This is a genomic window from Pseudomonas fluorescens (assembly GCF_902497785.1).
Lineage (GTDB): Bacteria > Pseudomonadota > Gammaproteobacteria > Pseudomonadales > Pseudomonadaceae > Aquipseudomonas > Aquipseudomonas fluorescens_BO.
This window is the reverse complement of record NZ_CABVHK010000026.1, coordinates 36,144-58,860: the sequence shown is the minus strand read 5'-3', so window position 1 is coordinate 58,860 and position 22,717 is coordinate 36,144. Positions and strand designations below refer to the sequence as shown.

Below are 22,717 nucleotides of genomic sequence, written 5' to 3'. Positions count from 1 at the left end.
CTTCAATAGGCTGAGAGCAATGGGTGAATATAAGCCTTCTCACAGACTGAATTACGTTGCTCTGAGACGTATTCTCGTAGAACCGATTTAGCTTTCGTGCTGGAATTTTAATGTTTTAACTTCCTGTATCGCAGGGTGGAAATTTGTTGCGGTTACGGAGCTTGAAGCTCCGTCTGCATGTCAGCGACATCGCCCCATTTTCTAGCCAAACCGCTCTTGAATATCACAGCCAAATAAACCTCCAGCCAACGGTTAGCCAGCTTTCCAAGGCAGATCCACCGGCAGGTTAATTTGCAAGCTGCTAGCCGCTACGCTCAGATTTGCGGTGGTCTCCGCAACCATCTGAACCTGAAACTCGGCACCTGCATATCGCTCCAAAAGTGGCGCACGCGTCAGTAATACTCGAACGCGAGCCTTCAAGCGCTGCCCCTCTGGATGCCCACAAGCGATCAACCTGCCTATGCGTCCCATTACTCGACGCATCTCCTTTTCATCATCAGTGGACAGATGACCTGAATTACCCTCGACGCGATCCTCCAGCTGTTTCACGGCGGCGCGGATAGCCAATCGGTGTTTTTTGGGAAGCCCCGTTATTGGCCCGCTCACCACTAATCCGGTCACGGTGACGGCGTCAGCTTTATCGCCAGTAATCAATGCTTGCCCGCGCTTACGAACATGCAGCTTGCTTCGCTTCTGCAGGCAGCCTTTCTGACCGAGCATCCATGTGACAGAGGCAATAACTTGGGTGGTAGTAGCTTGATCAATACGAGTTTTGCAAGAAACAGTGATGTCATCTGCGAAGCGCGAATACGCCAGTCCCTGAGCTTTAAAGCGAGTGACGAGCGCCGGCTCGATATCCCAAAACACTAGGTTGGCCAAGTAGCTACTTGTACTCGCCCCTTGTGGAACCTGGCCCTCACGAGTAACTAGATCCGCAAGCAGAGTGGCTACATCTGCGGAGAAACGGAAGAGACCCACGAACAAGCGATGAATGTGCTCGTTTGTAATTGACGGGAAGAAATCAGCGATGTCCTGAAGGATGACTGTCTTGGCGCCGGTATGAACCCGAGCGTTCGAGTAAATGCTGCGGGGTAGCTTGGGATCTCTGATACCGCCGTGCAGGTATCCAGGGAACGCAACCTTGCTGAGGATCCGATCCACGATCTTGCGCTGGATCGTCTTCAGAGGCTCATGAGCATCATAGGTATGTCTGGGTGTTATGCCGTCTTTTTTTGTTTGCGGGACATATCGATAAAGGCGAGAGCTACGATGAGCAAGTGCGATTAGCCTCTCGACAGGCTCTCCGAGAGCACGTGCTAAGGCGCTGATGCTGTGGATAGGGCTATGAGGATAGAACGGAGCATCCATGTCCAAGCTTCCGTTGATGGGCCGGCCCCGAAGAACCGGCCCCTCTGAATTCGAATGATGTGGTTTGTTGTGTCATGGGAGGTTCTCAATAAATGGAATCACCACTGTCTCGACAAAATCCCAGCCCTCAACAGCCTTTTCCCATAACCAGATGCATAGACGAATACGTGCGATCCACTTGAGCAGGGTTACTGCCTTCGCCTTTACCCACGCAATCCGACTCGCTTTAGGTTCTTGAGATGGAGCTATCTCGATGACACGAGCATCTTCACTGTTGTGCATAGACTGACGCGCCTTGCGGCGCGCTAGGTTCTTTAAATTAACCATGACTGATGTTCCCAACGACAGGCGAAATTGCCCCGCCGCCAAGCATTCCGGGCCGAAAGGAACGCTGAAGATGCCACTACAAACCACAGTTCTGCTTATCAAGTCCCTTGATAAGCCGTCCGCCGCATTACCGCCGCATCACATTTCGCCTCAACGCATCAAACGATCAGAGACAAACCCTTGGATCACCTTTGGGATTGCCCTAGGCGCTAAGCACTGAGGAGCGATGGGCAGCACCAACCTGCGCGGCGAAGAAAGCCAAGGCGAACACCAAGGCGACCAGTTTCCCGGTCAAAAACCGCAAGCCCAAATTTCAGTCATATTTAAAGAGCACTTGGGTGGTAGCACCCAACAGATTCAGTATTTATCAGAATAAACAAACCGGCGACAACTGTTATTTGTTGCAAGAGTTGTTTTTCGTCTAAGTCGTATTTTTGACTATATAAAGCGTCAAATTTAAGTGTCGCTCGTATTAACGCCACCTAGGAAATTTAGCATCTTTCGAGTTGTCGAGTTGGGCTCGTTGACCTATGATCCCACTAGGCGGTGATGGTCGCCTGGCGCCTGTTTCGCGAAGCAATAGCCCATCTGTGACACCCTTCAGTTTTACATCGGCATGTCCCTAACCAGACGCTGCCCGGTGAACAGGCAATCGGACACCTAAGCGTCGTAGATTTAGGAACCATTGCCATGTCTGATTTTTCCCCGCTAAACATCTTTAAATCCCAAGCTAAACAGCTTGCTCGTGATCAGGGCCTGAAGCTTTCTGTCGCTCAAGAAACCCTTGTGCAAAAAGCGGGCTTCGCTGATTACCATGAGTTTTCTGTCGTCGCCCAACGGAACCTCAAGGATCCGCGTCTGATGTTGGCCGTTTTTGGGATCAAAGACTTTTCCCAAGCGATCCATGAAGATGATGTCTACGCCAACCTGGATCTAGAATTGGAGGATCAGCTCTCCGGCGCGATTGCGGATACCAATGCGAGTGGATTCACTATTGATGCTCTTGAAGTTGAAACCGCTGACTACAGCGACGCAACCGGGAAGCTTTCTTTAGAGGTTTCCCTGACCTACCAGGGGCAGCAAGATCAGGAAAGGATGTATCACGGTGCAGCGTTCTATCTCAAAGCCACGGTCGAATTGCTACGCCGTGATGGTATATGGCTGCTTGTTGAGAAAGGCGTGGTCATCTCCAGCGGTGAATCTGATGCTGACCGCGACCGCAGATCTGAGCAGGAGTATTGGGCAACCGTGGAAGAAGCCCGGAGTAGTAACCGGATGTCCATGGCTCAAGCGCTTGCTATTGAGCTGGGGATATCTGTCGATGACGCCGAGCTTTTGTCCGGAGCAGAGATCACCACTAACGAATCGGATGACGGGCTCGTATATAGCTACTGGATCAATCTCGAACCGGAAGCTGAAGGCGAGCTGAGGGCAGACCTGCTTGCGCGATTCGGCTCTCTGGAGTACGAGCTAGACCCAAACTTCTTCGATGATGTTGAGCACGAGTTCTGAGATCAATGAGGTGGTGGCCAGCTGAAAGCTGGCCATTCAAAACAATCCCACTCATATTTCTGCTCACAAAAAATGGCTCCTCTTGACCGGATTTACCTATCTTCTGGCCGACAGCCAGCAGATGGTGATCGACCTTTCGTGAGCGTTCCACGCGGCAGATTCTGCCCATGCGTTGAAGGGTGTGGGAGCGCTTCGATCCTGTCCACGGGAGACACCATCGACGCTTCACGTCGTAACAAGAAACCGGCCCGGTAGACCGGCTTTCTGAGTCATTTAAACTTTACGAACTGGGGATGAGCTTGCTGAAGGTAGTCTTTGACAAGACCCGTGATGAACTGATGGCCTTCATCAATCGTCATTGATACCTGCGCGGGCTGTTGCATCATTTCTTGAAAGCCGTGCCTAGCATCGAACCCGTTCAAACTGAAATTGTTGGCTGAACAGGTGAATTTCTTCTCTTTTCGCTTGCTTCTAAAAGCCTTTAGTCCCTTCCGCCTTTCCCATGTCTCAAGAGTGTCCAGTATCTTGTAGTAGGTGATCCAACTGCTGTCTTGGTCGAGAAATTTGAGGAAGAGGTAAATATCCTCATGCTCAGCGGCCAGCATCATAAGGCTGATTTTCTGTGATGTGCCAAGAGCCTTCCTGAGATCATCGGCCCAAGCTTGGCTGGAGACAGCAGGCTTGGTAAGCATCCCCGGAATGTTCCTTTTTTCTTGCCTAGTGAGCTCGCCCCCCTCAAGCAGGATCTTGTAGATACTCAGCTTGTATGGTTCGCGCTCCAACAGCGTCGATGCACCATTGAAAAGACTCAAAAGCTCATAGGTGATCTGCCAGACTCCTTCCTGAGTTTGACCCTCGAACAGATTTGAATTAAATCGGAAGTCGTCGTTAGGGCAATCGTTCCAGTCATCTACTCCCCCCCAGAGCCTGAAGTAATTGATGCTGTGCCCCCATGTGCAAAGCTGCCTGATCTCCTGCGGGTCGCCGTTGAGCAACACTTCCCAATCACCTTGCATTTGCATCAGATCCCTCCAAACTTGAGATCCAGATGCTAGCAAAAAAAGCAGTCAGTAACCGGCCCTCCTGGGCTCCCAAAGTTATCCGTAGCTGGCAACCGGAGATGATTGATCAAGAGCATCCCGTTTCCCGAAGCACATTGGATTGGATGCGAGCTATCTAACCGCGCACCTTGAAATCAGGCTTCGGTCTGGTGTTGTTTGGTTAGGTGAGATGCCACCTGAGCAGTCATGGTGCAGGTCGCAGCTGGTGAGGGATGTGAAGCCTTCCTCTCATCGTAGGCTGCATTCCGTCGCTCAGCTTAATGTGCCCAAATAGGGTCATTAAGCCTAAAAATTGTGGTTAATGTGCCGTATTAGGGACATTAGCCTGGCTCGTCACATGGGGCATATCCACAGCACTCGGCGTCCAGACGGCGGTTAATACTCTTAGTCGTTAGGCTCATGACGAGCCCAGCGCAACGTAGCTATCGACATGAATTTGCCTTTGGTGATGCTCGCTACAATGACCGACGGAAGTCTCGTACTGCGGTGTAGTGGGACGTAGCCCAACCGCCAACTGCGACGCAGATCCCCATTACTGCGATGAGCGTTTTCATATCCTTCCTTGATCGTAGAAAGCTCCAAATCAAACTGGCATCGAGGCTAAAAGCCATCACCCAGGAGATCAGCTACTTTCGTGCATTCGCAGATAAGGCCTTGCACATGTAGCAAGCCGAGCTAGGACAAAGCCCCCTGAACTGCTCCGTCTGAGAAATCAGAGGCGGCGCAGAATCTCGTTGATTGACTGCATAGCCCTGCTGTTCAAAAAAGCCTGATGCAGTTGTTGTCAGCAAATGAAATCGAGCGATTCCCTGCTCGGCAGCTATTGCTTCGATGACTCGAAGCACTTCAGCCCCAACCCCTTTCGATCTGTATGCCGGCTCTACGACCATGGAGCGCAGCAATCCATCTGTCCCATGCGTTTCAAACCCTCCCCATCCAAAAATCTCACCATCCCGTGTGAACTCAAAAAAGGTTCGGCCTGGAAGATCAATGTCGTCTGATGGAAGATCAGCAGATTTCAGCGCATCGCGAAAGCGCTGCCACTGTCCTCCGGCTATTTCCTTTGCCTGGATCATCATCTCCTTGCCCATCCCCTTATCTCCTTTGTGCCGCTTTGTAGGAACTGTCGCGGCTCAAGCCGAAGCAGCAGCCATCATATTCGCTTTACCGAATATTCGCCAAAGCGTATATTCGAATTTCCATATGCGTCGAGTTTAACCATGAGCCCTGCTATCAAAGTGCTTTTCGTGTGCGTTGCCAACTCAGCCCGATCCCTGCTTGCAGAGGCTTTGCTGCGTCACACCGATCAGCGCTTCGAGGCCTTCAGCGCAGGGTCTGAACCATCTGAGGTTGATCCTCGCACGACTCAAGCATTGGAGGCGGTTGGAGTCGATGCAACGGGCCTGCGCAGCAAATCCATCAGCGAGTTTCAAGCTGGTCGATTCGATTACGTAATCACTCTTTGTGATAAATCCGCAAGCGAGCGCCTACCAATGCCCGGCGCAGGTGAAGTCATTGCTTGGGATTTTCCTGACCCAGTAACCAGCGATGATCCTGGCGCATTTCGCCACACGCTCCACGACATCCACGAGCGCATCAAGCTCTTCGTTTTGGTCAAGACCAAACACCTGGAGGATCTATGACAGAACCCTTGAACCCCACCACCTTATTCAAGTGCCTGGCGGATGACACCCGAGCAAAAATTTCGCTGCTTGTCGTGAGTGAAGGTGAGCTGTGTGTATGCGAGCTAACGGCAGCACTCGACCTGAGTCAGCCTAAGATTTCTCGTCATCTGGCCCTGCTGCGCTCTGCCGGTTTGCTTTTGGATCGTCGCCAAGGCCAGTGGGTGTATTACCGCCTGAATCCTGATTTACCCGCGTGGGTGACTGCTGTTTTGAAGGAAGTAGTAGACGCCAATCAGCAATGGCTGGAAACCGAGGCTAAGCGCCTCTGCGGCATGAACGACCGTCCGATCAACCAAGCCGTGTGTAGCTGATTCACGCCCAACCGGATTAATGAAATGCTGATTGCCGTATTGATCTTTATCGCCACCATCGTCCTTGTCATCTGGCAGCCCAAGGGGCTTGGGGTTGGCTGGAGTGCGATGTTCGGTGCCATCGTGGCGTTGCTGGCAGGTGTCGTTACCCTTGCCGACATACCAGAGGTTTGGCGCATTGTCTGGAATGCCACTGGGACTTTCATCGCGGTCATCATCATTAGTCTGCTGCTTGATGAGGCAGGTTTTTTCAAGTGGGCTGCGCTGCATGTGGCCCGATGGGGAGGCGGGAGCACCCGCAAGCTGTTCGCATTTATCGTCCTGCTGGGCGCAGCTGTGTCGGCCCTGTTCGCCAATGACGGAGCAGCATTGATCCTCACACCCATTGTGATCGCGATGTTGCTGGCGTTGCGTTTTTCTCCTGCTGCTACGTTGGCATTCGTCATGGCAGCCGGTTTTATCGCGGATACGGCGAGCTTACCGCTGGTGGTTTCCAACCTGGTCAACATCGTCTCTGCCGACTACTTCGATATCGGCTTCAACGAATATGCCTCGATCATGGTGCCGGTAAACATCGTCAGCGTGGCGGCGACGTTAGCCATGCTGCTGTGGTTTTTCCGCAAAGATTTACCAAAGATCTATGACCTCAACCAACTGGACAATCCGGACGAAGCAATCCACGACCGGGCCACTTTTGTAGCCGGCTGGTGGGTGTTGGCACTACTCCTGATCGGCTTCTTTGTCATTGAGCCATTGGGGGTGCCAATCAGCGCCATTGCAGCGGTCTGTGCATTCATTCTTTACGTCATCGCGGCTCGTGGTCACGCCATCAATACAAGCAAGGTGCTCAAAGAGGCGCCATGGCAGGTGGTGATTTTTTCTTTGGGTATGTACCTGGTTGTTTATGGCCTGAAGAACGCCGGTCTGACCGACCACATCGCGCAGATCCTGAACGTGTTCGCCGGTTATGGCGTTTGGGGCGCGTCCCTTGGTACAGGACTGCTTACAGCGTTGCTGTCTTCGATCATGAACAACATGCCCACCGTTTTGGTAGGCGCCTTATCCATTCATGCCGCCGAAGTCGATGGTGTTGTCCAGCAAGCGATGGTTTACGCCAACATCATCGGCTGCGACCTGGGCCCGAAGATCACCCCAATTGGGAGCTTGGCAACTCTGTTGTGGCTGCACGTGCTCGCCCGGAAAAATATAACGATCAGCTGGGGTTACTACTTCAAGACCGGGATCGTGCTGACCGTGCCCATCCTCGTCGCCACATTGTCCGCCCTGGCACTGCGCCTCAGTTTTTGAATCAAGGAATCGTCTGATGAAAGTCTTGTTCATGTGCACCCACAACAGCTGCCGCAGCATTCTGTCCGAAGCGCTTTTCAACCACTTGGCGCCCGAGGGTGTAGAAGCCGTCAGCTCAGGAAGCTTTCCCAGTGGCAGGGTGAATCAACGGGCATTGCAAACGCTGGAGGCGGCGGGTATCTCCACGGCGGGCTTGAGCAGCAAGGCTTCGGATGCTTTTGAAGCCTCACCTCCAGACATCGTGATCACTGTCTGTGACCGGGCAGCGGGTGAGGCATGCCCAATCTTCTTTGGGCCAGCTTTGAAGGCGCATTGGGGTCTGGCCGACCCGTCTGACGCTAGCGGTTCGGAAGCCGAGATCACCGCAGCTTTTGAAACCACACTCGCCAAAATTCACGAGCGCGTGAGCGCATTTCTTGCGCTGCCACTGAAGACCATCAGCGCTGAACAGTTGAAAGCTGAACTGAACCGCATCGGTTCGCTTTAAAGATCAACCGAGGCGGCACCCAACCAGGCGCCGCCGTAGGAGTTTATATGCAAGACACATTGCCGAACGTACACGCCGACCTGATCGACATTCCGTCGCTGGAGCAACTGTCGCCTCGCACGCCTTCGCTCCATAAACCTCGCATTCTTCTGCTGTATGGATCAACGCGAGAGTGCTCATTCAGCCGGTTAGTCACGCAAGAGGCGGCACGCCTGCTGAATGAGTTTGGCGCTGAAACCAAGATCTTTGACCCATCGGGTCTGCCGCTTCCGGATGACGCTGCCGATACACATCCCAAGGTCGCTGAGCTGCGCGAGCTGATGCAATGGTCTGAGGGGCAGGTGTGGTGCTCCCCTGAGCGTCACGGTTCTATGAGTGCAGTATTCAAAGCCCAAATTGACTGGGTTCCGCTGGCGATAGGTGCTGTACGACCTACGCAAGGAAAGACCCTTGCAGTGATGCAGGTCTGCGGTGGCTCGCAATCTTTCAACGTGGTCAATCAGCTGCGCGTACTGGGTCGATGGATGCGTATGTTCACCATCCCAAACCAATCTTCGGTGGCAAAGGCGTTCACCGAGTTCGACGAGGCAGGTCGTATGAAACCCTCCTCGTACTACGACCGTCTCGTGGACGTGATGGAAGAGCTGATGAAGTTCACCCTGCTGTTGCGGGATCGCCAGGATTATTTGGTTGATCGGTACTCCGAGCGTAAAGAGTCCGCCGAAGAGCTTTCCAAGCGCGTCAACCAGCGCTCCATCTAACGTCAGCACGAGGAAGCGATATGAGCCAGATCACGATTTACCACAACCCCGAATGCGGCACCTCTCGCAACACCTTGGAGTTGATCCGTAACAGCGGGGAAGAACCGACGGTTATCGAGTACCTGAAGAACCCGCCTGATCGCACCACACTTGTCAGACTCATTGAGGATATGGGTATCGGGGTGCGGGCTCTTTTGCGTATCAAAGGCACACCGTACGAAGAGCTGGGATTGGGCGATGCATCGCTGGCGAACGAACAGCTCATCGATGCCATGATGGCTCACCCTATCCTGATCAATCGCCCCATCGTCGTGACGCCTTTGGGGACGCGTTTGTGTCGTCCGTCAGAAGCTGTGCTCGATTTGTTACCGCAAGAGCAGCGTGGGAGTTTCGTCAAAGAGGACGGCCAAGTGGTCATTGATGAGCACGGTCGCAGAGTCTGATACGACGACAGTGAGGTGCCGCGATTGAGCCTGGAGGATGCTGGTGAGTCAGAATTCGAAAATTGATGTTGTGGTCATTGGCGGTGGTCAATCCGCGCTGACAGTCGCCTATTTTTTGAAGCGGTCAGGCTTGTCTTATGTGCTGCTCGATGCGGAGTCGGCACCAGGAGGAGCCTGGCGGCATGGCTGGGACTCGCTGCGACTCTTCTCTCCATCGGCATGGAGCTCGATTGCAGGCTGGCCGATGCCTGCCGTATCAGAAGAAACACCTCACCGTGATGATGTTATCGACTATCTGACTCTGTACGAGCGTCGATATGACTTCCCCATCATCCGATCCACCAGGGTGACCCGTGTCGAGAAAATCGAAGAAGGATTACGGGTTGTCTCCGGGGATAGAAACTGGGATGCCAAAGCGGTTATCAGTGCAACAGGCACCTGGAGCCGCCCATTTACTCCGAGCTATCCCGGACAGGAGTTGTTCGTAGGGCAGCATCTTCATTCCGCTCATTACGTTGGGCCGGATGAGTTTCAGGGGAAAATCGTCCTTGTCGTGGGTGGTGGCAACTCGGGAGCCCAGATTTACGCCGAGGTTTCTAAAGTGGCTCAGGCAACCTGGGTGACTCAAGAGGCTCCAAAGTTTCTACCTGATGAGGTTGATGGGCGCGCCCTGTTCGAACGAGCTACTGCTCGATTGAAGGCGCAACAGGAAGGTGTGGAGCCTGAACAACCCGCTGGGGGGCTGGGCGACATCGTAATGGTGCCATCGGTGAAGGACGCTCGTGAACGCGGTGTATTGAGCGCAGTACGGCCATTCACGCACTTCACTTCAACAGGCGTTGTTTGGTCATCAGGAGACGAAACAGCGGTGGATGTCGTCATCTGGTGCACTGGGTTTTCTCCAGCGCTCGACCACCTAAACAGCCTGGGCATTGTAGGCCAGGATGGCAAAGTGGCTGTGGACGAAAACCGGAGTGTTGCTTCACCCAATCTGTGGCTGGTGGGTTACGGCGATTGGACGGGGCTCGCTTCCGCGACATTGATCGGAGTAACCCGCACCGCTCGAGATGTAGTCAAGCAAGTGCAAAGCTATCTCGCTGAGTTTGACTGATGTCTACCGCAGCCCCTACGACAAGGCAGCATGCGACCCTGATTGGCTCAATGGGTTGTAACCAAATTCTTGCGTGGGGCTCCACGTTTTATCTGCCGGCAGTTCTAGCTGAACCCGTTTCGCACTCACTAAATACATCCGTTCCCGCTGTAGTGGGCGCCTTATCGTGGTCTCTGCTTGTCGCTGGAATATGCGCGCCTGTAGTCGGCAGGACTATTGATAAGCATGGCGGAAAATGGGTGCTCGCCAGCAGTTCGCTTTTGCTGGCCCTTGGTTTAATCACCATGTCTTTCGCATCAGGGCTGTTCGTCTACTACATCGCATGGACAGTTTTGGGTTTGGGCATGGCCGCAGGCCTGTATGACGCTGGATTCGCGACACTGGGCCGACTGATGGGGGCAAGGGCGAGAGGCTCGATGACCGGACTGACACTCATAGCGGGCTTCGCAAGCACGGTCGCTTGGCCTTTCCTGGCGTCGATGGATGCGAGCCATGGATGGCAAACCACCTGCAGGGTGCTCGCCTTAATCCATCTTGCTGTAGGTTTGCCCCTTCACCTGCTAACGGTTCCATTGCCTACGCCGCGAGCAACTGAGTCCGCCAAGATCGCCAAAGCATCGTACGCGCCTGCTGATCCACGCTTAGCGTGGATCGCCTTGCTGTTCACATTACATGCGTTCGTAATGTCAGCTTTGGCGGTCAATCTAATAGCGCTCCTGCGTAGCCATGAAATTTCCGCCGCCATGGCAGTAACGCTCGGAGCGCTGATGGGGCCGTCTCAAGTTGTCGCTCGACTTTTGGAATATGCGTTTGGCCGCAGCGCTCATCCGGTATGGATAGCAAGGCTAGGGATTCTGGCTTGCATCGTCGGACTGTTGGCCTTGGGGCCGGGGATGGTGATGCTGTCCCTTATCGCAGTGATTACCTTCGGCGGTGGAAATGGGATCATGACCATCGCCAGAGGAACAGTCCCACTTACACTGTTGGGCAGCACCAACCTAGGCATGCACCTTGGCCTGATCGCTCGCCCAGTGTTGGTTGCACAAGCGGTAGCGCCCATGGCATGCGCATACATCCTGGTGCAGCTTGGCCCAAACTGGCTAATTTGGATCATGGCCGGGATATTGGGCATCGGCGCTTTGGTCGCATTCACCAAACTACCAGCCTTCACCCCATCACTGGCTTGATTTCAACCTGGGGGAAGAGAATAGGTTCCAGTGGAGGGGTTGCCTGGCACAGCCCGAGCCGCCAATAGCCGACGTCGTGCCATTTCCCAAGCTTGAAGCCTACCTCTGGATACGTCCCTATATGGGTGAATCCTAGCGACTCGTGCAGGCCCACGCTGCCTTCATTGGGCTGCGCAATTCCAGCGTAAGCGGCGCGAAAACGCTGTTTCTCAAGAATCGGAAGCAACGTCTCATAGAGTTCACGGCCAACACCCTGGCGGCGAGCTGATTCAGCTATGTACACCGTCACGTCAACAGCCCATCGGTAGGCTGCACGTGCACGATGCTGGCTTGCGTATGCATATCCCTTGATCTCACCACCTTCTTCAGCCACAAGGTAGGGATATGTCTGAAGTGTCGTCGCTATCCGCTGAGCAATCTCCTCAACGCTTGGTGGGGTTTCTTCGAATGAGATCGCCGTGTTCGAAACTATGGGGGCATAAATGCGCTGGATCGCTTCTGCATCTGTTACTGCCGCCGTACGGATTTTCAAAGCCATGTAGGTCGTCCCTGAATTGAAAATCGAACGTTAGCTGTTTTAAACCCATTTTGACCACTAGCCTATTCGAGATGTGAGGCCACCGTGCTCGAACCCCAATTGCGCCGTCGCGCTCTGGGCGTCGAGCAGAAATCCGTCAGCCGAAATCTCGCTAAGCGAGGAGCAAGACCGAAATCGGGCGAAGCCTTGGTGAGCAAACTCTGAGAAGCCCAGATCAAGTACAAAAAAAGCCTCCGCAAGGGTTCTTGTAATCCCGAACATTGGCTGCGCGACGTCAGGCAGCTGGCTGGCAAGGTAATGTTGGCTTAATACTGAAACCGTTATATCACGCGTGTTCGGCGCTTTTCGGAAAGCTGTCTTTCGGAAGCTTGAGGTATGTGCTCCATTCATTGTTAGCGCCGTTTCGGGCGGCTACACTCCATCACTATGAAACGCTACCTGCGGTTTTGCCTCATTTTCGTGATTAGCCTGGCGCTTCCCCTTAGCGGGATGGCGGGTGTTCAGGCGCCAACAGAACCTTGCCCAATGAAGACGATGGGCATGGCGATGATGGACGACATGGGAATGGACTGCTGTAACGACATGAAAAGCCCGACGGAGCATGGCAAACCCTGCAAGCCGGGCCAGGAATGCAAGACGGGCGGCATGCTGCAAGTTTCGATCCTCAAGCCTCCTGTAACCGTATTCAGCCCCGTAGTGGTTTCCTTCTTCAGCGATTCCCTGCCCGTACAAACCCCATCCGGGGTATGGCGACCGCCTCGCGTTTGATTCCTGTCCAACATTGAGCCTCATTCCGCATTAGCGGATGGACTAGCTGCGCGCATGTCTTTTGACGCGTGCAGTGGATGATTACAGGAATCGTAAACATGAACTCCAAGTGCAATTGCACAGGCTGGTCTCTCGTGGCCGGGCTAGCGGCAAGCGTGCTGGCGTTGCCGAGTTTCGCTGCCGCATTGACGCTCGATGAAGCGTTGCGGCTGGCAGAAAACAATGCGCCGTCGCTGACCGCACAAGACGCGAAAATTCAGGCTGCCAACAGTGCAGCCATCCCTGCTGGTGAATTACCTGATCCCAAACTCTTGGTGGGCGTGCAGAACTACCCCATTGGCGGCCCGGATCGTTGGAGTATCAACCAGGACTTCATGACCATGCAGATGGTCGGGGTCAGGCAGGAGATGCCCAATAGCGACAAGCGCAAAGCGCGTATCGAAGTCGCCGATGCAGCTATTGATCGTGCCTCTGCGGAGCGTCGAGTCGAACGTCTGAAAGTGCGCCAGTCCACGGCGTTGGCCTGGATCAGCAGCTACTCGGTTGAGCGCAAAGATGTGTTGTTCCAGGACTTCTACAAAGAAAACCGCCTGCTGAGCGATACCGTCCGGGCTCAAATTGCCGGTGGCCGCGCTCAACCCGCCGATGCGGTGACACCCAAGCAGGAAGCAGCTCAACTGGCGGAGCAGCAGGACGATCTGATTCTCCAGAGAGCGCAGGCTCGTGCGGCCCTCAAACGCTGGATTGGCTCCGCCGCCAACGACAAGCCTGTAGGCAGCTTGCCTGAATGGCCCGTCGACACCTCAAGTTACTCTCATAAGCTGCAACACCACCCCGAGTTGGCAGCGTTTGCGCCGATGACCCGCGAAGCGCAAGCCAAAGTTCGTGAAGCCGAAGCGGAAAAGCAGTCGGACTGGAGTTGGGAGCTTGATTATCAGCATCGTGACCGTCAGTTCGGCGACATGGTCAGCGTTCAACTTTCCTGGGATTTACCGCTATTTCCCGACTCTCGCCAAAACCCCAGGATTGCGGCTAAGCAGGCTGAACTCAACCAATTGGAGGCCGAGCGCGAAGCGCTGTCACGCGAGCACACCCAGCAGCTGGAAAATGAACTGGCTGACTATGAGCGTCTGGATCGTGCCGTGCGTAGAAATCAGGACAGCCTGGTGCCGCTGGCCAAGGAAAAGGTCGAACTTAGCATGGCCAGTTACCGGGCAGGCAAGGGCAATTTAAACGCGGTGGTTGCCGCCCGACGTGAACTCATCGAAGCCCGCCTCAAACAGATCGACGTAGAAGAGCAGCGAGCGCTGACCAGTGCGCGTCTGTACTTCGCTTATGGGGAGGCCAGCCAATGATCCTAAAAAAATGGAACGGGGCATTGTTGGTAGGCGTCTCGCTGGCATTCGGTATTGCCGGTGGTTACTGGTTCGCACATCAACGCCTGAGCGGAGTACCTGGTGCCAGCCCGGAGCAGAGTCCCAACTCATCAGAGGAACGCAAGGCTCTGTATTGGTACGACCCCATGTACCCGCAGCAAAAGTTCGATAAGCCGGGTAAATCCCCTTTTATGGACATGCAACTGGTTCCTCAGTACGCCGGTGGCGCAGGAGATCGTGCGACCGTCAGTATCGATCCGAGTCTGACTCAAAATCTCGGTCTGCGTTTTGCGACAGTCACCCGTGGAATCTTTAACTCCAGTCTCAACGTCACAGGAGTATTGGGATTCAACGAGCGTGATGTCGCTGTGATTCAGCCCCGCACCACTGGCTTTGTGGAGCGGGTCTATGCACATGCTCCCGGCGATGTACTCAAAGCCAACGCGGCGTTGGCGGATATCTTGGTTCCAGAGTGGGCGGCGGCTCAGACAGAGTTTCTTGCTCTCAAGCGCAGCGGAGATGCTGAGTTGCTAGCGGCGGCCCGTCAGCGGCTGCGACTCACAGGGATGCCGGCTGCATTGATATCCCAGGTAGAGCACAGTGGGATAGTCCAGCCGAACCTGAAGCTAACCACCCCCATCAGCGGCGTTCTGCAAGAGCTAAATGTGCGAGCGGGTATGACCGTGACGACTGGCGAGACCCTGGCTCGCGTCAATGGTTTGGACACGGTCTGGCTAGCTGTAGCCGTTCCAGAGTCAGATACCGGAGCTATCACTGTTGGGCAGACAGTGGAAGCGCGTCTGCCAGCCTTCCCAGGAACAACACTCAGTGGCAAGGTCAGCGCGATCTTGCCCGAGACCAATCCGGACAGCCGCACACTTCGGGTACGTGTTGAGTTACCCAATCCGGATGGGCGCCTCAGACCGGGTTTGACGGCGCAGGTACGCCTGAATCGTTCGACTGAGCAAAGTGTATTGTGGGTGCCGAGTGAGGCGGTGATTCGCACTGGCCGACGAGCCTTGGTGATGCTCGCCGAAGACGCTGGCCGCTACCGTCCCGTGGAGGTGCTCCTTGGGCAGGAAAGCGATGGCAAAACGGCGATAGTGAAAGGTCTGGAAGCAGGCCAGAAGGTGGTTACATCTGGCCAGTTCCTGCTCGACTCGGAGGCCAGTCTTAAAGGCATTGTTGCTCGCACGGAGGAAGAGTCGCCACCCAGTGAAACAGCCTCCAGTTTTCATGAGGCTGATGGTCAGATCGTTGAGATCAACGACAAAGAAGTCACGCTCGCCCACGGCCCTTTCAAGACGCTCGGTATGCCTGGCATGACGATGACTTTCCCTCTTGCTAGTCCGGCGCTGATGCAGGGCCTCAAGGCTGGTGACAAGGTTCGGGTCGCGGTTAGCCAGACCGATGATGGCTTGCGTGTTGAACGCCTGGATAAATCGGGGGGTCAGCCATGATTGCTGCCCTGATTCGTTGGTCAGTGGCCAACCGATTCCTAGTGCTACTCGCGACACTGTTTGTCACCGCGTGGGGCATCTGGTCGGTGCAAAGCACGCCCATTGATGCGTTGCCAGACCTCTCCGATGTGCAGGTGATTATCCGCACCCCTTATGCAGGACAAGCGCCGCAGATCGTCGAGAACCAGGTCACCTATCCGTTGGCCACCACCATGCTCTCGGTGCCGGGGGCCAAGACCGTGCGTGGTTATTCCTTCTTTGGCGATAGTTTTGTCTACGTGCTGTTCGAAGACGGCACTGACTTGTATTGGGCTCGCTCGCGGGTGTTGGAGTACCTGAGTCAGATACAAAGCCGCTTGCCGGCCAGCGCCAAACCGGCGTTGGGGCCGGATGCGACGGGGGTGGGTTGGATCTATCAGTACGCACTGGTGGATCGCAGTGGCGGGCACGATTTGGCACAACTTCGAGCTCTTCAGGACTGGTTCCTCAAGTTTGAACTCAAGACCCTACCGAACGTTGCGGAAGTGGCCACCGTGGGAGGCATGGTTAAGCAATACCAGGTGCAGCTTGATCCGCTCAAACTGGCCAGCCTCGGCATCACTCAATCTGAGGTGACCGATGCTATCGGCAAGGCCAATCAGGAAACCGGTGGTGCGGTGCTGGAGATGGCAGAGACCGAGTTCATCGTGCGTGCTTCCGGCTACTTAAAGACACTCAATGACTTTCGGGCGATCCCACTGAAGCTGGGCTCGGGCGGTGTGCCGGTGAGCCTTGGCGATGTCGCCACGATCCAGCTGGGGCCGGAAATGCGGCGTGGCATCACCGAACTCGACGGTGAGGGCGAGACCGTCGGCGGCGTGGTGATTTTGCGCAGCGGCAAGAATGCTCGCGAGACCATTGCTGCGGTCAAGACCAAACTCGACGAGCTGAAAAAAAGTTTGCCGTCTGGGGTGGAAATCGTCACCACCTACGACCGCAGTAAGCTGATCGACCGCGCTGTGGAAAATCTCAGCCACAAGCTCATCGAAGAGTTCATCGTTGTCGCGTTGGTTTGTGGGATCTTCCTCTGGCACTTACGCTCGTCGCTGGTGGCGATCATCTCCCTGCCGGTGGGGATTTTGATTGCCTTCATCGTCATGCGCTACCAAGGCATCAACGCCAACATCATGTCCTTGGGTGGGATTGCCATCGCCATCGGCGCCATGGTGGATGCTGCCGTGGTAATGATCGAGAACGCCCACAAGAAGGTTGAGGCGTGGCATGTAGCAAACCCAGGAGAAGAACTGAATGGGGAACGTCATTGGCACGTGATGACCGAAGCGGCGGCAGAGGTCGGCCCGGCGCTGTTCTTCTGTTTGTTGATAATCACCCTTTCGTTCATTCCTGTGTTCACCCTAGAAGCTCAGGAAGGGCGTTTGTTCGGCCCACTGGCTTTCACCAAGACCTACGCCATGGCCGCAGCGGCGGGATTGTCAGTGACCTTGGTGCCAGTGCTGATGGGTTACTGGATTCGAGGACGAATCCCCAGTGAGCAACAGAACCCGTTGAACCGGTGGTTGATTCGGATCTATCAGCCAGCTCTGGACGCAGTCTTGCGTCGACCAAAGATCACGCTGCTGGTGGCGCTATTGGTTTTCGTCAGCGCGCTATGGCCAATGTCGCGCTTGGGTGGAGAATTTCTTCCGCCGTTGGATGAGGGCGACCTGCTCTATATGCCTTCTGCTCTGCCGGGATTGTCGGCGCAGAAAGCGGCGCAGTTGCTGCAACAGACCGACCGCCTGATCAAGAGCGTTCCAGAGGTTGAACACGTCTTCGGTAAAGCAGGCCGTGCCGAAACCGCTACCGACCCGGCACCGCTGGAGATGTTCGAAACTACTATCCAGTTCAAGCCACACGAGCAATGGCGCCCAGGCATGACCCAGGAGAAACTGGTGGAGGAACTGGATCGAGTGGTACGAGTTCCAGGGTTGACCAATATCTGGATACCGCCGATTCGCAACCGTATCGACATGCTGGCCACCGGGATCAAAAGCCCCATCGGAGTAAAGGTTGCCGGCACAAACCTGACGGAGATCGATGCGGCAACTCAGGCGGTCGAGCGGGTGGCCAAGGATGTGCCCGGTGTCAGCTCGGCTCTGGCCGAGCGACTGACCGGTGGCCGCTACATCGATATAGATATCGACCGCAAGGCCGCCGCCCGTTACGGACTGAATATCGCTGATGTGCAGTCCATTGTGGCTGGTGCTATCGGCGGTGAAAACGTCGGGGAGACCATTGAAGGGCTTGCACGCTTCCCGATAAACGTCCGTTACCCTCGTGAGTGGCGAGACTCGCTCGGCGCCTTGGAGCAGTTGCCAATCTACACCCCGCTAGGCACTCAGATCACCCTTGGTACGGTGGCGAAGATCAAGGTCAGCGAAGGGCCGCCGATGCTCAAGAGCGAGAACGCACGGCCTTCAGGCTGGGTGTACATCGATGTGCGTGGTCGAGACATTGCCTCGGTGGTCGCCGATCTACGCCGGGTCGTCAATGAGCAGGTCAAGTTGCAGCCCGGTATGAGTCTGAGTTACTCAGGGCAGTTCGAATTTCTGGAACGGGCCAACGCACGACTCAAGTTGGTGGTGCCTGCCACCCTGTTGATCATCTTCGTGCTGCTCTACCTGACTTTCGCCCGCTTCGATGAGGCCTTACTGATCATGGCCACTCTGCCGTTCGCACTAACGGGCGGAGCATGGTTCCTCTATCTGCTGGGATTTAACCTGTCGGTCGCCACCGGAGTCGGCTTTATCGCCTTGGCCGGGGTTTCTGCCGAGTTCGGTGTGATTATGCTGCTCTACCTGAAAAACGCCTGGGCCGAGCGTGAAGACCTCGGCGACAGCACTGAGCGCGGGCTGGTGGCGGCGATTCGTGAAGGCGCTGTGCAGCGCGTTCGACCCAAGGCCATGACCGTGGCCGTGATCATTGCCGGTCTGTTACCCATCCTGCTGGGGAGCGGCACCGGCAGCGAAGTCATGAGCCGCATTGCCGCACCCATGGTCGGCGGCATGGTCACGGCACCCTTGCTGTCCCTGTTTGTCATTCCGGCAGCGTATCGCCTGATGCGTCGCCGTCACCTCCAAGATGAACCCAACCTCCCTCAAGGAAAAGTCGTATGAAACTGACCCTGATTGCAGCTGCTAGCACCGTACTTACGCTGTCCTTTTCTGCCCTAGCAGAGGACATGCCGGGCATGAAAATGGAGGGTATGGAAATGAAGCAAGAAACAAAGCAGGCTTCAGTAGCCACCTCCGACGGAACGATCAAGGCTATCGATCCTACGAAGCATACCGTGACCATTGCCCATGGCGCTGTTCCATCAGTGCAATGGCCACCGATGACTATGGCGTTTTCCGCGACAGAGGATCAGTTGAAAGGGCTGGCAGCCGGAGACCGTGTCTCGTTTACCTTTCGTCTAGAGGGTGGCAAAGCCACAATCGTTTCTATAAGAAAATGAGCCTGCGATGATAAAAAAACCGGCACGGTTCATCGTGTCGGTTTATCTCTTCAGAATCCCTCTTTGCTATGCGGACGCTCGATATACCTTTGAGACTTTCGCGTTATTCGGTCTCGATGGCAGCTTTCTTCCCCCACGCGTCTTGATTCGCCTATGAGCAGCAACCGGAGCGCGTCCCGGCAGCGGGTTCGAACAAGGACTCTACAATCGTGCAATCTGGGGTGTTTGAACCCAAGCAGGTTGATTCACACGTGCCAGCCATGGAAAGCAGTTCTCCCCGGATCTGCTGCAGCTTAGCGACCTTAGACTCTACTTCAGCCAAGTGTTTCTTGACCACCGACAGTGCTTCAGCACACGGACGATCAGCATCTGCTGCGAGCGCGATGAGTTCTCGTATATCGTCGAGGGGAAAGCCTAACTCACGATTCTGACGGATGAACACGAGTCTTGAACGGTGCTTCTCTGTGTAGATTCGGTGCCTGCCGGTCGACCGCAGGGCCGGAGGTAAAAGGCCTATTTTCTCGTAGTAGCGAATCGTCTCAATGTGGCAACCCGTTGATTTAGACAACGCCCCGATTCCTGACATGCGGATTCCCCAAGCATTTTCTTGAACCTGTAGTAGCTACAGATATTACCCTGCTCAATCGAAAATTGATTTCACGCGTTTTAAGGGCATTTCGTGGTCAGAGAACAGCTAGAGAAGAACCAGATTCCGGTCTACTTCGTCGCGGTCATTGTCGCGGCTATCGGAGGTCTGCTCGCACCTAATGCTTCTCAAGCGTTAGGTGCGTTGGTGACACCAGCCATCGCTGTGCTGATGTATGCCATGTTTCTACAGATCCCATTCCTGGATCTCCGTGAAGGGCTCGCAAACAAGCGTTTCATGACGGCGCTGCTCACAGCCAACTTCGTCGCCATCCCCCTGTTGGTTTGGGCGTTGACCATGGGCCTAACGGATCACCCCGCGATTCTGGTGGGTGCACTGTTGGTCTTGCTGACGCCTTGTATCGACTATGTGGTGGTGTTTACCCATATCGGTAAGGGCGACTCCAAACTGACTCTGGCGGCAACGCCATTATTACTCTTGCTACAGCTTGTTCTACTGCCCCTGTATCTGGCCTTCATGCTGGGTAATGACTCGGCGGTGGTTATATCGGTGGGCCCATTTGTTGAGGCTTTCGTAGTGCTGATCGCTTTGCCCTTGGTCTTGGCGGTAGCAACAGCTGCCGGTGCAAAAAGGTCACGCGTCGTTGAGGGTTGGAACAATGCTTGGGCTTGGATGCCTGTGCCGGCTATGGCGGTTGTACTGGTCGTAGTGATCGGCTCTCAGATTTCAGGGGTGGTCAGAGACATGGACAAGCTGCTGCCCGTCATTCCTGTCTACATTGGTTTCATGCTCTTGGCACCATTGGTTGGTGCGCTGGTTGCGCGAGCATTCAAATTGCCGGCCATCACTGCAAGATCAGTAGCGTTCAGTAGCTCGACACGGAACTCGTTGGTGGTTCTGCCCTTGGCACTTGCTCTACCCGAAGAAATCAGAGGGCTAGCTGCGGCAGCAGTCATCACCCAAACGCTGATTGAATTGGTCAGCGAGCTAATTTACATCCGGGTAATTCCTGCATTGGTTTGGCGAAAAGCGTAGCGTCAACCACCACTTGGTGGGGGCGAAGTGGGCCGAGATACCGCCGATTAGCGCCCCAAGAAGCCCTCCTGTGCCATTTTTTAGACAGCCACTGATCATTAAAAAATCACGGCTGTTCGGGTTTGGTGGTTTTCAAATACCAAAGAACAGTCGCTTCAGAAAGTTTTAACCTTCTACCCCTCGGGTTCTACGGTGACTTGTCGGCGGACGATCTGAAAATACATTGCACTTGTCCGACCTAAACTTGAGGCGTTTGCTACATCGATTTAACGGATTCCACTTCCACGTACTTGTACTTTTTCCTAGCAGCCTTTACAGCCTCCTGCTCAGCAAGCAACGAGCTCAACGTGTCGGCCTCGTGAATCAACTCGACCATTTTTCCTTCAAACTCGTTTCCAACGCGTAACGTGACCCTCAGCCTAGGCGTGAATGCTTTCGCCACTTTCTTCTTGGCTATTGGAGCCTCTGCTGGCTTTGTTAAAACAATTGCTGGCACAGGCTCCTGCACTAGCGGAGTAGAAACTTGCTCCTCTGGCTGAGGCGTACCAAAAAGGGCACGACGCATTTCTTCTTCAGTTAAATCAGAGTTCATAGAACATCTCAAAGGGACGCATTTCGCTGGGCAAGTTTTAATAAGATTGTTGCTGACTGGTGTTCGAGAAGCCTGCGCGGACGTCAAATCCCCAGTTCGATTTCAAGACAAGAGCCTCGTAAGGCTTGCGAAAGCTTCACCTTTGGCAGCAGTGTAATGAGCCCGTCAACTAAGTTGCTAGCGTGACGTGTGTACAGCGTGACTGTGCCTGCATCAGGCGTTCGACCTGGCACGATGGCGCCTACCCGCTGCTGGGCAATTTTCAGTATGCTCAAGACGTCCTGACTCACCTCATTGGTGGACAAGTGTTCAACCAATGGTCTGGGTGGAGGGGCGGCGCGGCTCCACATTTCTATGACCGCTTGGAGGAGTCCGTCTGAGCCAAGATGCTCGAGGGCCATTTCCCATAGCTGCCCCTCCTGCGCCATATTCAAGCGAGCCCTAGTCATTACGGAGTTCTAACAAGGTGAGGGTCTTTCTTGATTGCGAGTTTACCAAGCTTTCAGCGGCTGCGAAGCTGATATCACTCGCATTGGTGGCTGAGGATGGGCGCGAATTCTACGTGGAATTGCTCGATGCTTGGAAAGAAGAAGACTGCAGTGATTTCGTAAAGGAAATCGTGCTTCCGCAGCTGTGGGGCGGCGGCAATGCGCAACCCATTACTGGGGCAAGAACTGCATTGCTCGATTTCCTAGCCTCGTTCGACGAAGTCCTGGAGATTGTCACAGACGCTCCACAGTACGATTGGGAGCTTTTCTGCGAACTCGCATATGACGATGGTAAATGGCCAAGGAACGTTCGGAATTACCCCACCGACGCAACCACTTTAGATGCCTCAAGTGACGGGGATCCGCTTCCGCATCACGCTCTCCTTGATGCCCGTATCATCGCTAGCATGTTCACCAAAAGCAATCCAGGGAAAGGGTTACCCTGAGAAGGGGCAGTGAATCAGTAGTCTGGATGGGCCAATCGAGTGGAGCGAAATATGAAATGAAAAGCGCGCACGACAGAGCAAGTCTCCGAGTTGATTTGTGGGGACAACACGGAAGGTTATCTCCGCTACCTTATCCGTGCATGCAGTAGAGGCCATCGTCATTATTCGCTCAGCTTAATGTGCCCGGATAGGGCCATTGAGCCAAAAAATGACGGTTAATGTGCCGTATTGGGGACATTAGCCTTGCACATCTTACGGAGACGTCCGTTGCATTCGGCTTCAAGACGGCAGTTAATTCTCTGAGACGCTAGGCTCTTGGCGAGCCCAGTGCAACGTAGCTACCGCAGCTCTCC

At 54.6% G+C, this 22,717-nt stretch carries 24 protein-coding genes; 17 read left to right on the top strand and 7 right to left on the bottom strand.

Annotated elements, in window-relative coordinates; all coding sequences use genetic code 11:
• Positions 1–252: 252 nt before the first annotated feature.
• Positions 253–1,368, bottom strand: a complete 1,116-nt coding sequence (locus F8N62_RS29240; RefSeq protein ID WP_053177954.1) for a reverse transcriptase family protein — start codon at positions 1,366–1,368, stop codon at positions 253–255.
• A 72-nt stretch (positions 1,369–1,440) separates the two neighbouring features.
• Positions 1,441–1,695: a hypothetical protein gene (locus F8N62_RS29235; RefSeq protein WP_025857582.1), complete on the bottom strand. Its 255-nt coding sequence runs from the start codon at positions 1,693–1,695 to the stop codon at positions 1,441–1,443.
• A gap of 226 nt (positions 1,696–1,921) precedes the next feature.
• Here F8N62_RS29235 and F8N62_RS31615 point away from each other — a divergent pair, with 226 nt between their 5' ends.
• A complete protein-coding gene (locus tag F8N62_RS31615; RefSeq protein WP_191623159.1) occupies positions 1,922–2,071 on the top strand; it encodes a hypothetical protein in 150 nt (49 codons plus the stop codon).
• A gap of 314 nt (positions 2,072–2,385) precedes the next feature.
• Complete coding sequence (locus tag F8N62_RS29230; RefSeq protein ID WP_150580704.1) at positions 2,386–3,207, top strand: hypothetical protein; 822 nt, start codon at positions 2,386–2,388, stop codon at positions 3,205–3,207.
• Between the two features lie 269 nt (positions 3,208–3,476).
• On the opposite strand, the gene F8N62_RS29225 is transcribed toward F8N62_RS29230, so the two are convergent.
• Both F8N62_RS29225 and arsN2 read right to left on the bottom strand, forming a co-directional pair.
• Entirely contained in the window at positions 3,477–4,229 is a 753-nt protein-coding gene (locus F8N62_RS29225) for a hypothetical protein (protein ID WP_150580703.1), read from the bottom strand.
• 665 nt (positions 4,230–4,894) lie between these two features.
• The gene (gene arsN2, locus F8N62_RS29220; RefSeq protein WP_150713895.1) at positions 4,895–5,359 is read right to left on the bottom strand and encodes an arsenic resistance N-acetyltransferase ArsN2; all 465 of its coding nucleotides are present in this window, start codon (positions 5,357–5,359) and stop codon (positions 4,895–4,897) included.
• Between the two features lie 129 nt (positions 5,360–5,488).
• Here arsN2 and F8N62_RS29215 point away from each other — a divergent pair, with 129 nt between their 5' ends.
• From F8N62_RS29215 to F8N62_RS29180, 8 genes are read left to right on the top strand one after another with little or no spacing between them, the layout of a single operon-like run.
• Complete coding sequence (locus F8N62_RS29215) at positions 5,489–5,911, top strand: arsenate reductase ArsC (RefSeq protein ID WP_150713894.1); 423 nt, start codon at positions 5,489–5,491, stop codon at positions 5,909–5,911.
• On the top strand, positions 5,908–6,264 hold the full coding sequence (locus F8N62_RS29210) for a metalloregulator ArsR/SmtB family transcription factor (protein ID WP_032894886.1): 357 nt from the start codon (positions 5,908–5,910) through the stop codon (positions 6,262–6,264). The genes F8N62_RS29215 and F8N62_RS29210 overlap by 4 nt, the downstream gene beginning before the upstream one ends.
• Before the next feature lie 24 nt (positions 6,265–6,288).
• Positions 6,289–7,572, top strand: coding sequence for an arsenic transporter (locus F8N62_RS29205; RefSeq protein WP_150713893.1), 1,284 nt, complete (start codon positions 6,289–6,291; stop codon positions 7,570–7,572).
• A gap of 16 nt (positions 7,573–7,588) precedes the next feature.
• Complete coding sequence (locus tag F8N62_RS29200; protein WP_099455476.1) at positions 7,589–8,059, top strand: arsenate reductase ArsC; 471 nt, start codon at positions 7,589–7,591, stop codon at positions 8,057–8,059.
• A gap of 47 nt (positions 8,060–8,106) precedes the next feature.
• Positions 8,107–8,820, top strand: coding sequence for an arsenical resistance protein ArsH (arsH, locus tag F8N62_RS29195; RefSeq protein WP_150713892.1), 714 nt, complete (start codon positions 8,107–8,109; stop codon positions 8,818–8,820).
• A gap of 20 nt (positions 8,821–8,840) precedes the next feature.
• A complete protein-coding gene (gene arsC, locus F8N62_RS29190) occupies positions 8,841–9,263 on the top strand; it encodes an arsenate reductase (glutaredoxin) (protein ID WP_150580697.1) in 423 nt (140 codons plus the stop codon).
• A 37-nt stretch (positions 9,264–9,300) separates the two neighbouring features.
• Positions 9,301–10,374 carry an ArsO family NAD(P)H-dependent flavin-containing monooxygenase gene (locus F8N62_RS29185; RefSeq protein ID WP_150713891.1) on the top strand — a complete coding sequence of 358 codons (1,074 nt, stop codon included), beginning with the start codon at positions 9,301–9,303 and terminating at the stop codon, positions 10,372–10,374.
• The gene (locus tag F8N62_RS29180) at positions 10,374–11,561 is read left to right on the top strand and encodes an MFS transporter (RefSeq protein ID WP_007247289.1); all 1,188 of its coding nucleotides are present in this window, start codon (positions 10,374–10,376) and stop codon (positions 11,559–11,561) included. Before F8N62_RS29185 ends, F8N62_RS29180 begins: the two co-directional genes overlap by 1 nt.
• On the opposite strand, the gene F8N62_RS29175 is transcribed toward F8N62_RS29180, so the two are convergent.
• Positions 11,542–12,099 (bottom strand): arsinothricin resistance N-acetyltransferase ArsN1 family B, encoded by a 558-nt coding sequence (locus tag F8N62_RS29175; RefSeq protein WP_150713890.1) that lies wholly within the window; start codon positions 12,097–12,099, stop codon positions 11,542–11,544. The two genes, F8N62_RS29180 and F8N62_RS29175, sit on opposite strands and share 20 nt — an antisense overlap.
• A gap of 426 nt (positions 12,100–12,525) precedes the next feature.
• Here F8N62_RS29175 and F8N62_RS29170 point away from each other — a divergent pair, with 426 nt between their 5' ends.
• The 5 genes from F8N62_RS29170 to F8N62_RS29150 all read left to right on the top strand — a co-directional run bounded on the left by F8N62_RS29170 (position 12,526) and on the right by F8N62_RS29150 (position 19,196).
• A complete protein-coding gene (locus F8N62_RS29170; protein ID WP_008046395.1) occupies positions 12,526–12,867 on the top strand; it encodes a hypothetical protein in 342 nt (113 codons plus the stop codon).
• A gap of 98 nt (positions 12,868–12,965) precedes the next feature.
• The gene (locus tag F8N62_RS29165; RefSeq protein ID WP_150580694.1) at positions 12,966–14,222 is read left to right on the top strand and encodes a TolC family protein; all 1,257 of its coding nucleotides are present in this window, start codon (positions 12,966–12,968) and stop codon (positions 14,220–14,222) included.
• Positions 14,219–15,703 carry an efflux RND transporter periplasmic adaptor subunit gene (locus F8N62_RS29160; RefSeq protein WP_099455470.1) on the top strand — a complete coding sequence of 495 codons (1,485 nt, stop codon included), beginning with the start codon at positions 14,219–14,221 and terminating at the stop codon, positions 15,701–15,703. Before F8N62_RS29165 ends, F8N62_RS29160 begins: the two co-directional genes overlap by 4 nt.
• Positions 15,700–18,858: an efflux RND transporter permease subunit gene (locus F8N62_RS29155; protein WP_099455469.1), complete on the top strand. Its 3,159-nt coding sequence runs from the start codon at positions 15,700–15,702 to the stop codon at positions 18,856–18,858. Before F8N62_RS29160 ends, F8N62_RS29155 begins: the two co-directional genes overlap by 4 nt.
• Positions 18,855–19,196 carry a copper-binding protein gene (locus F8N62_RS29150; RefSeq protein ID WP_099455468.1) on the top strand — a complete coding sequence of 114 codons (342 nt, stop codon included), beginning with the start codon at positions 18,855–18,857 and terminating at the stop codon, positions 19,194–19,196. The genes F8N62_RS29155 and F8N62_RS29150 overlap by 4 nt, the downstream gene beginning before the upstream one ends.
• Positions 19,197–19,347: 151 nt before the next feature.
• Here F8N62_RS29150 and F8N62_RS29145 read toward each other — a convergent pair whose 3' ends face one another.
• Positions 19,348–19,782 carry a MerR family transcriptional regulator gene (locus F8N62_RS29145; protein ID WP_099455467.1) on the bottom strand — a complete coding sequence of 145 codons (435 nt, stop codon included), beginning with the start codon at positions 19,780–19,782 and terminating at the stop codon, positions 19,348–19,350.
• A 93-nt stretch (positions 19,783–19,875) separates the two neighbouring features.
• On the opposite strand from F8N62_RS29145, the gene F8N62_RS29140 reads away from it, so the two are divergent.
• Positions 19,876–20,838 carry an arsenic resistance protein gene (locus F8N62_RS29140; RefSeq protein ID WP_099455466.1) on the top strand — a complete coding sequence of 321 codons (963 nt, stop codon included), beginning with the start codon at positions 19,876–19,878 and terminating at the stop codon, positions 20,836–20,838.
• 256 nt (positions 20,839–21,094) lie between these two features.
• Here the strand turns inward: F8N62_RS29140 and F8N62_RS29135 are convergent, their stop codons facing one another.
• Positions 21,095–21,430: a hypothetical protein gene (locus tag F8N62_RS29135; RefSeq protein WP_099455465.1), complete on the bottom strand. Its 336-nt coding sequence runs from the start codon at positions 21,428–21,430 to the stop codon at positions 21,095–21,097.
• A gap of 466 nt (positions 21,431–21,896) precedes the next feature.
• Here F8N62_RS29135 and F8N62_RS29125 point away from each other — a divergent pair, with 466 nt between their 5' ends.
• Entirely contained in the window at positions 21,897–22,364 is a 468-nt protein-coding gene (locus tag F8N62_RS29125) for a 3'-5' exoribonuclease (protein ID WP_122257738.1), read from the top strand.
• Positions 22,365–22,717 lie beyond the last annotated feature (353 nt).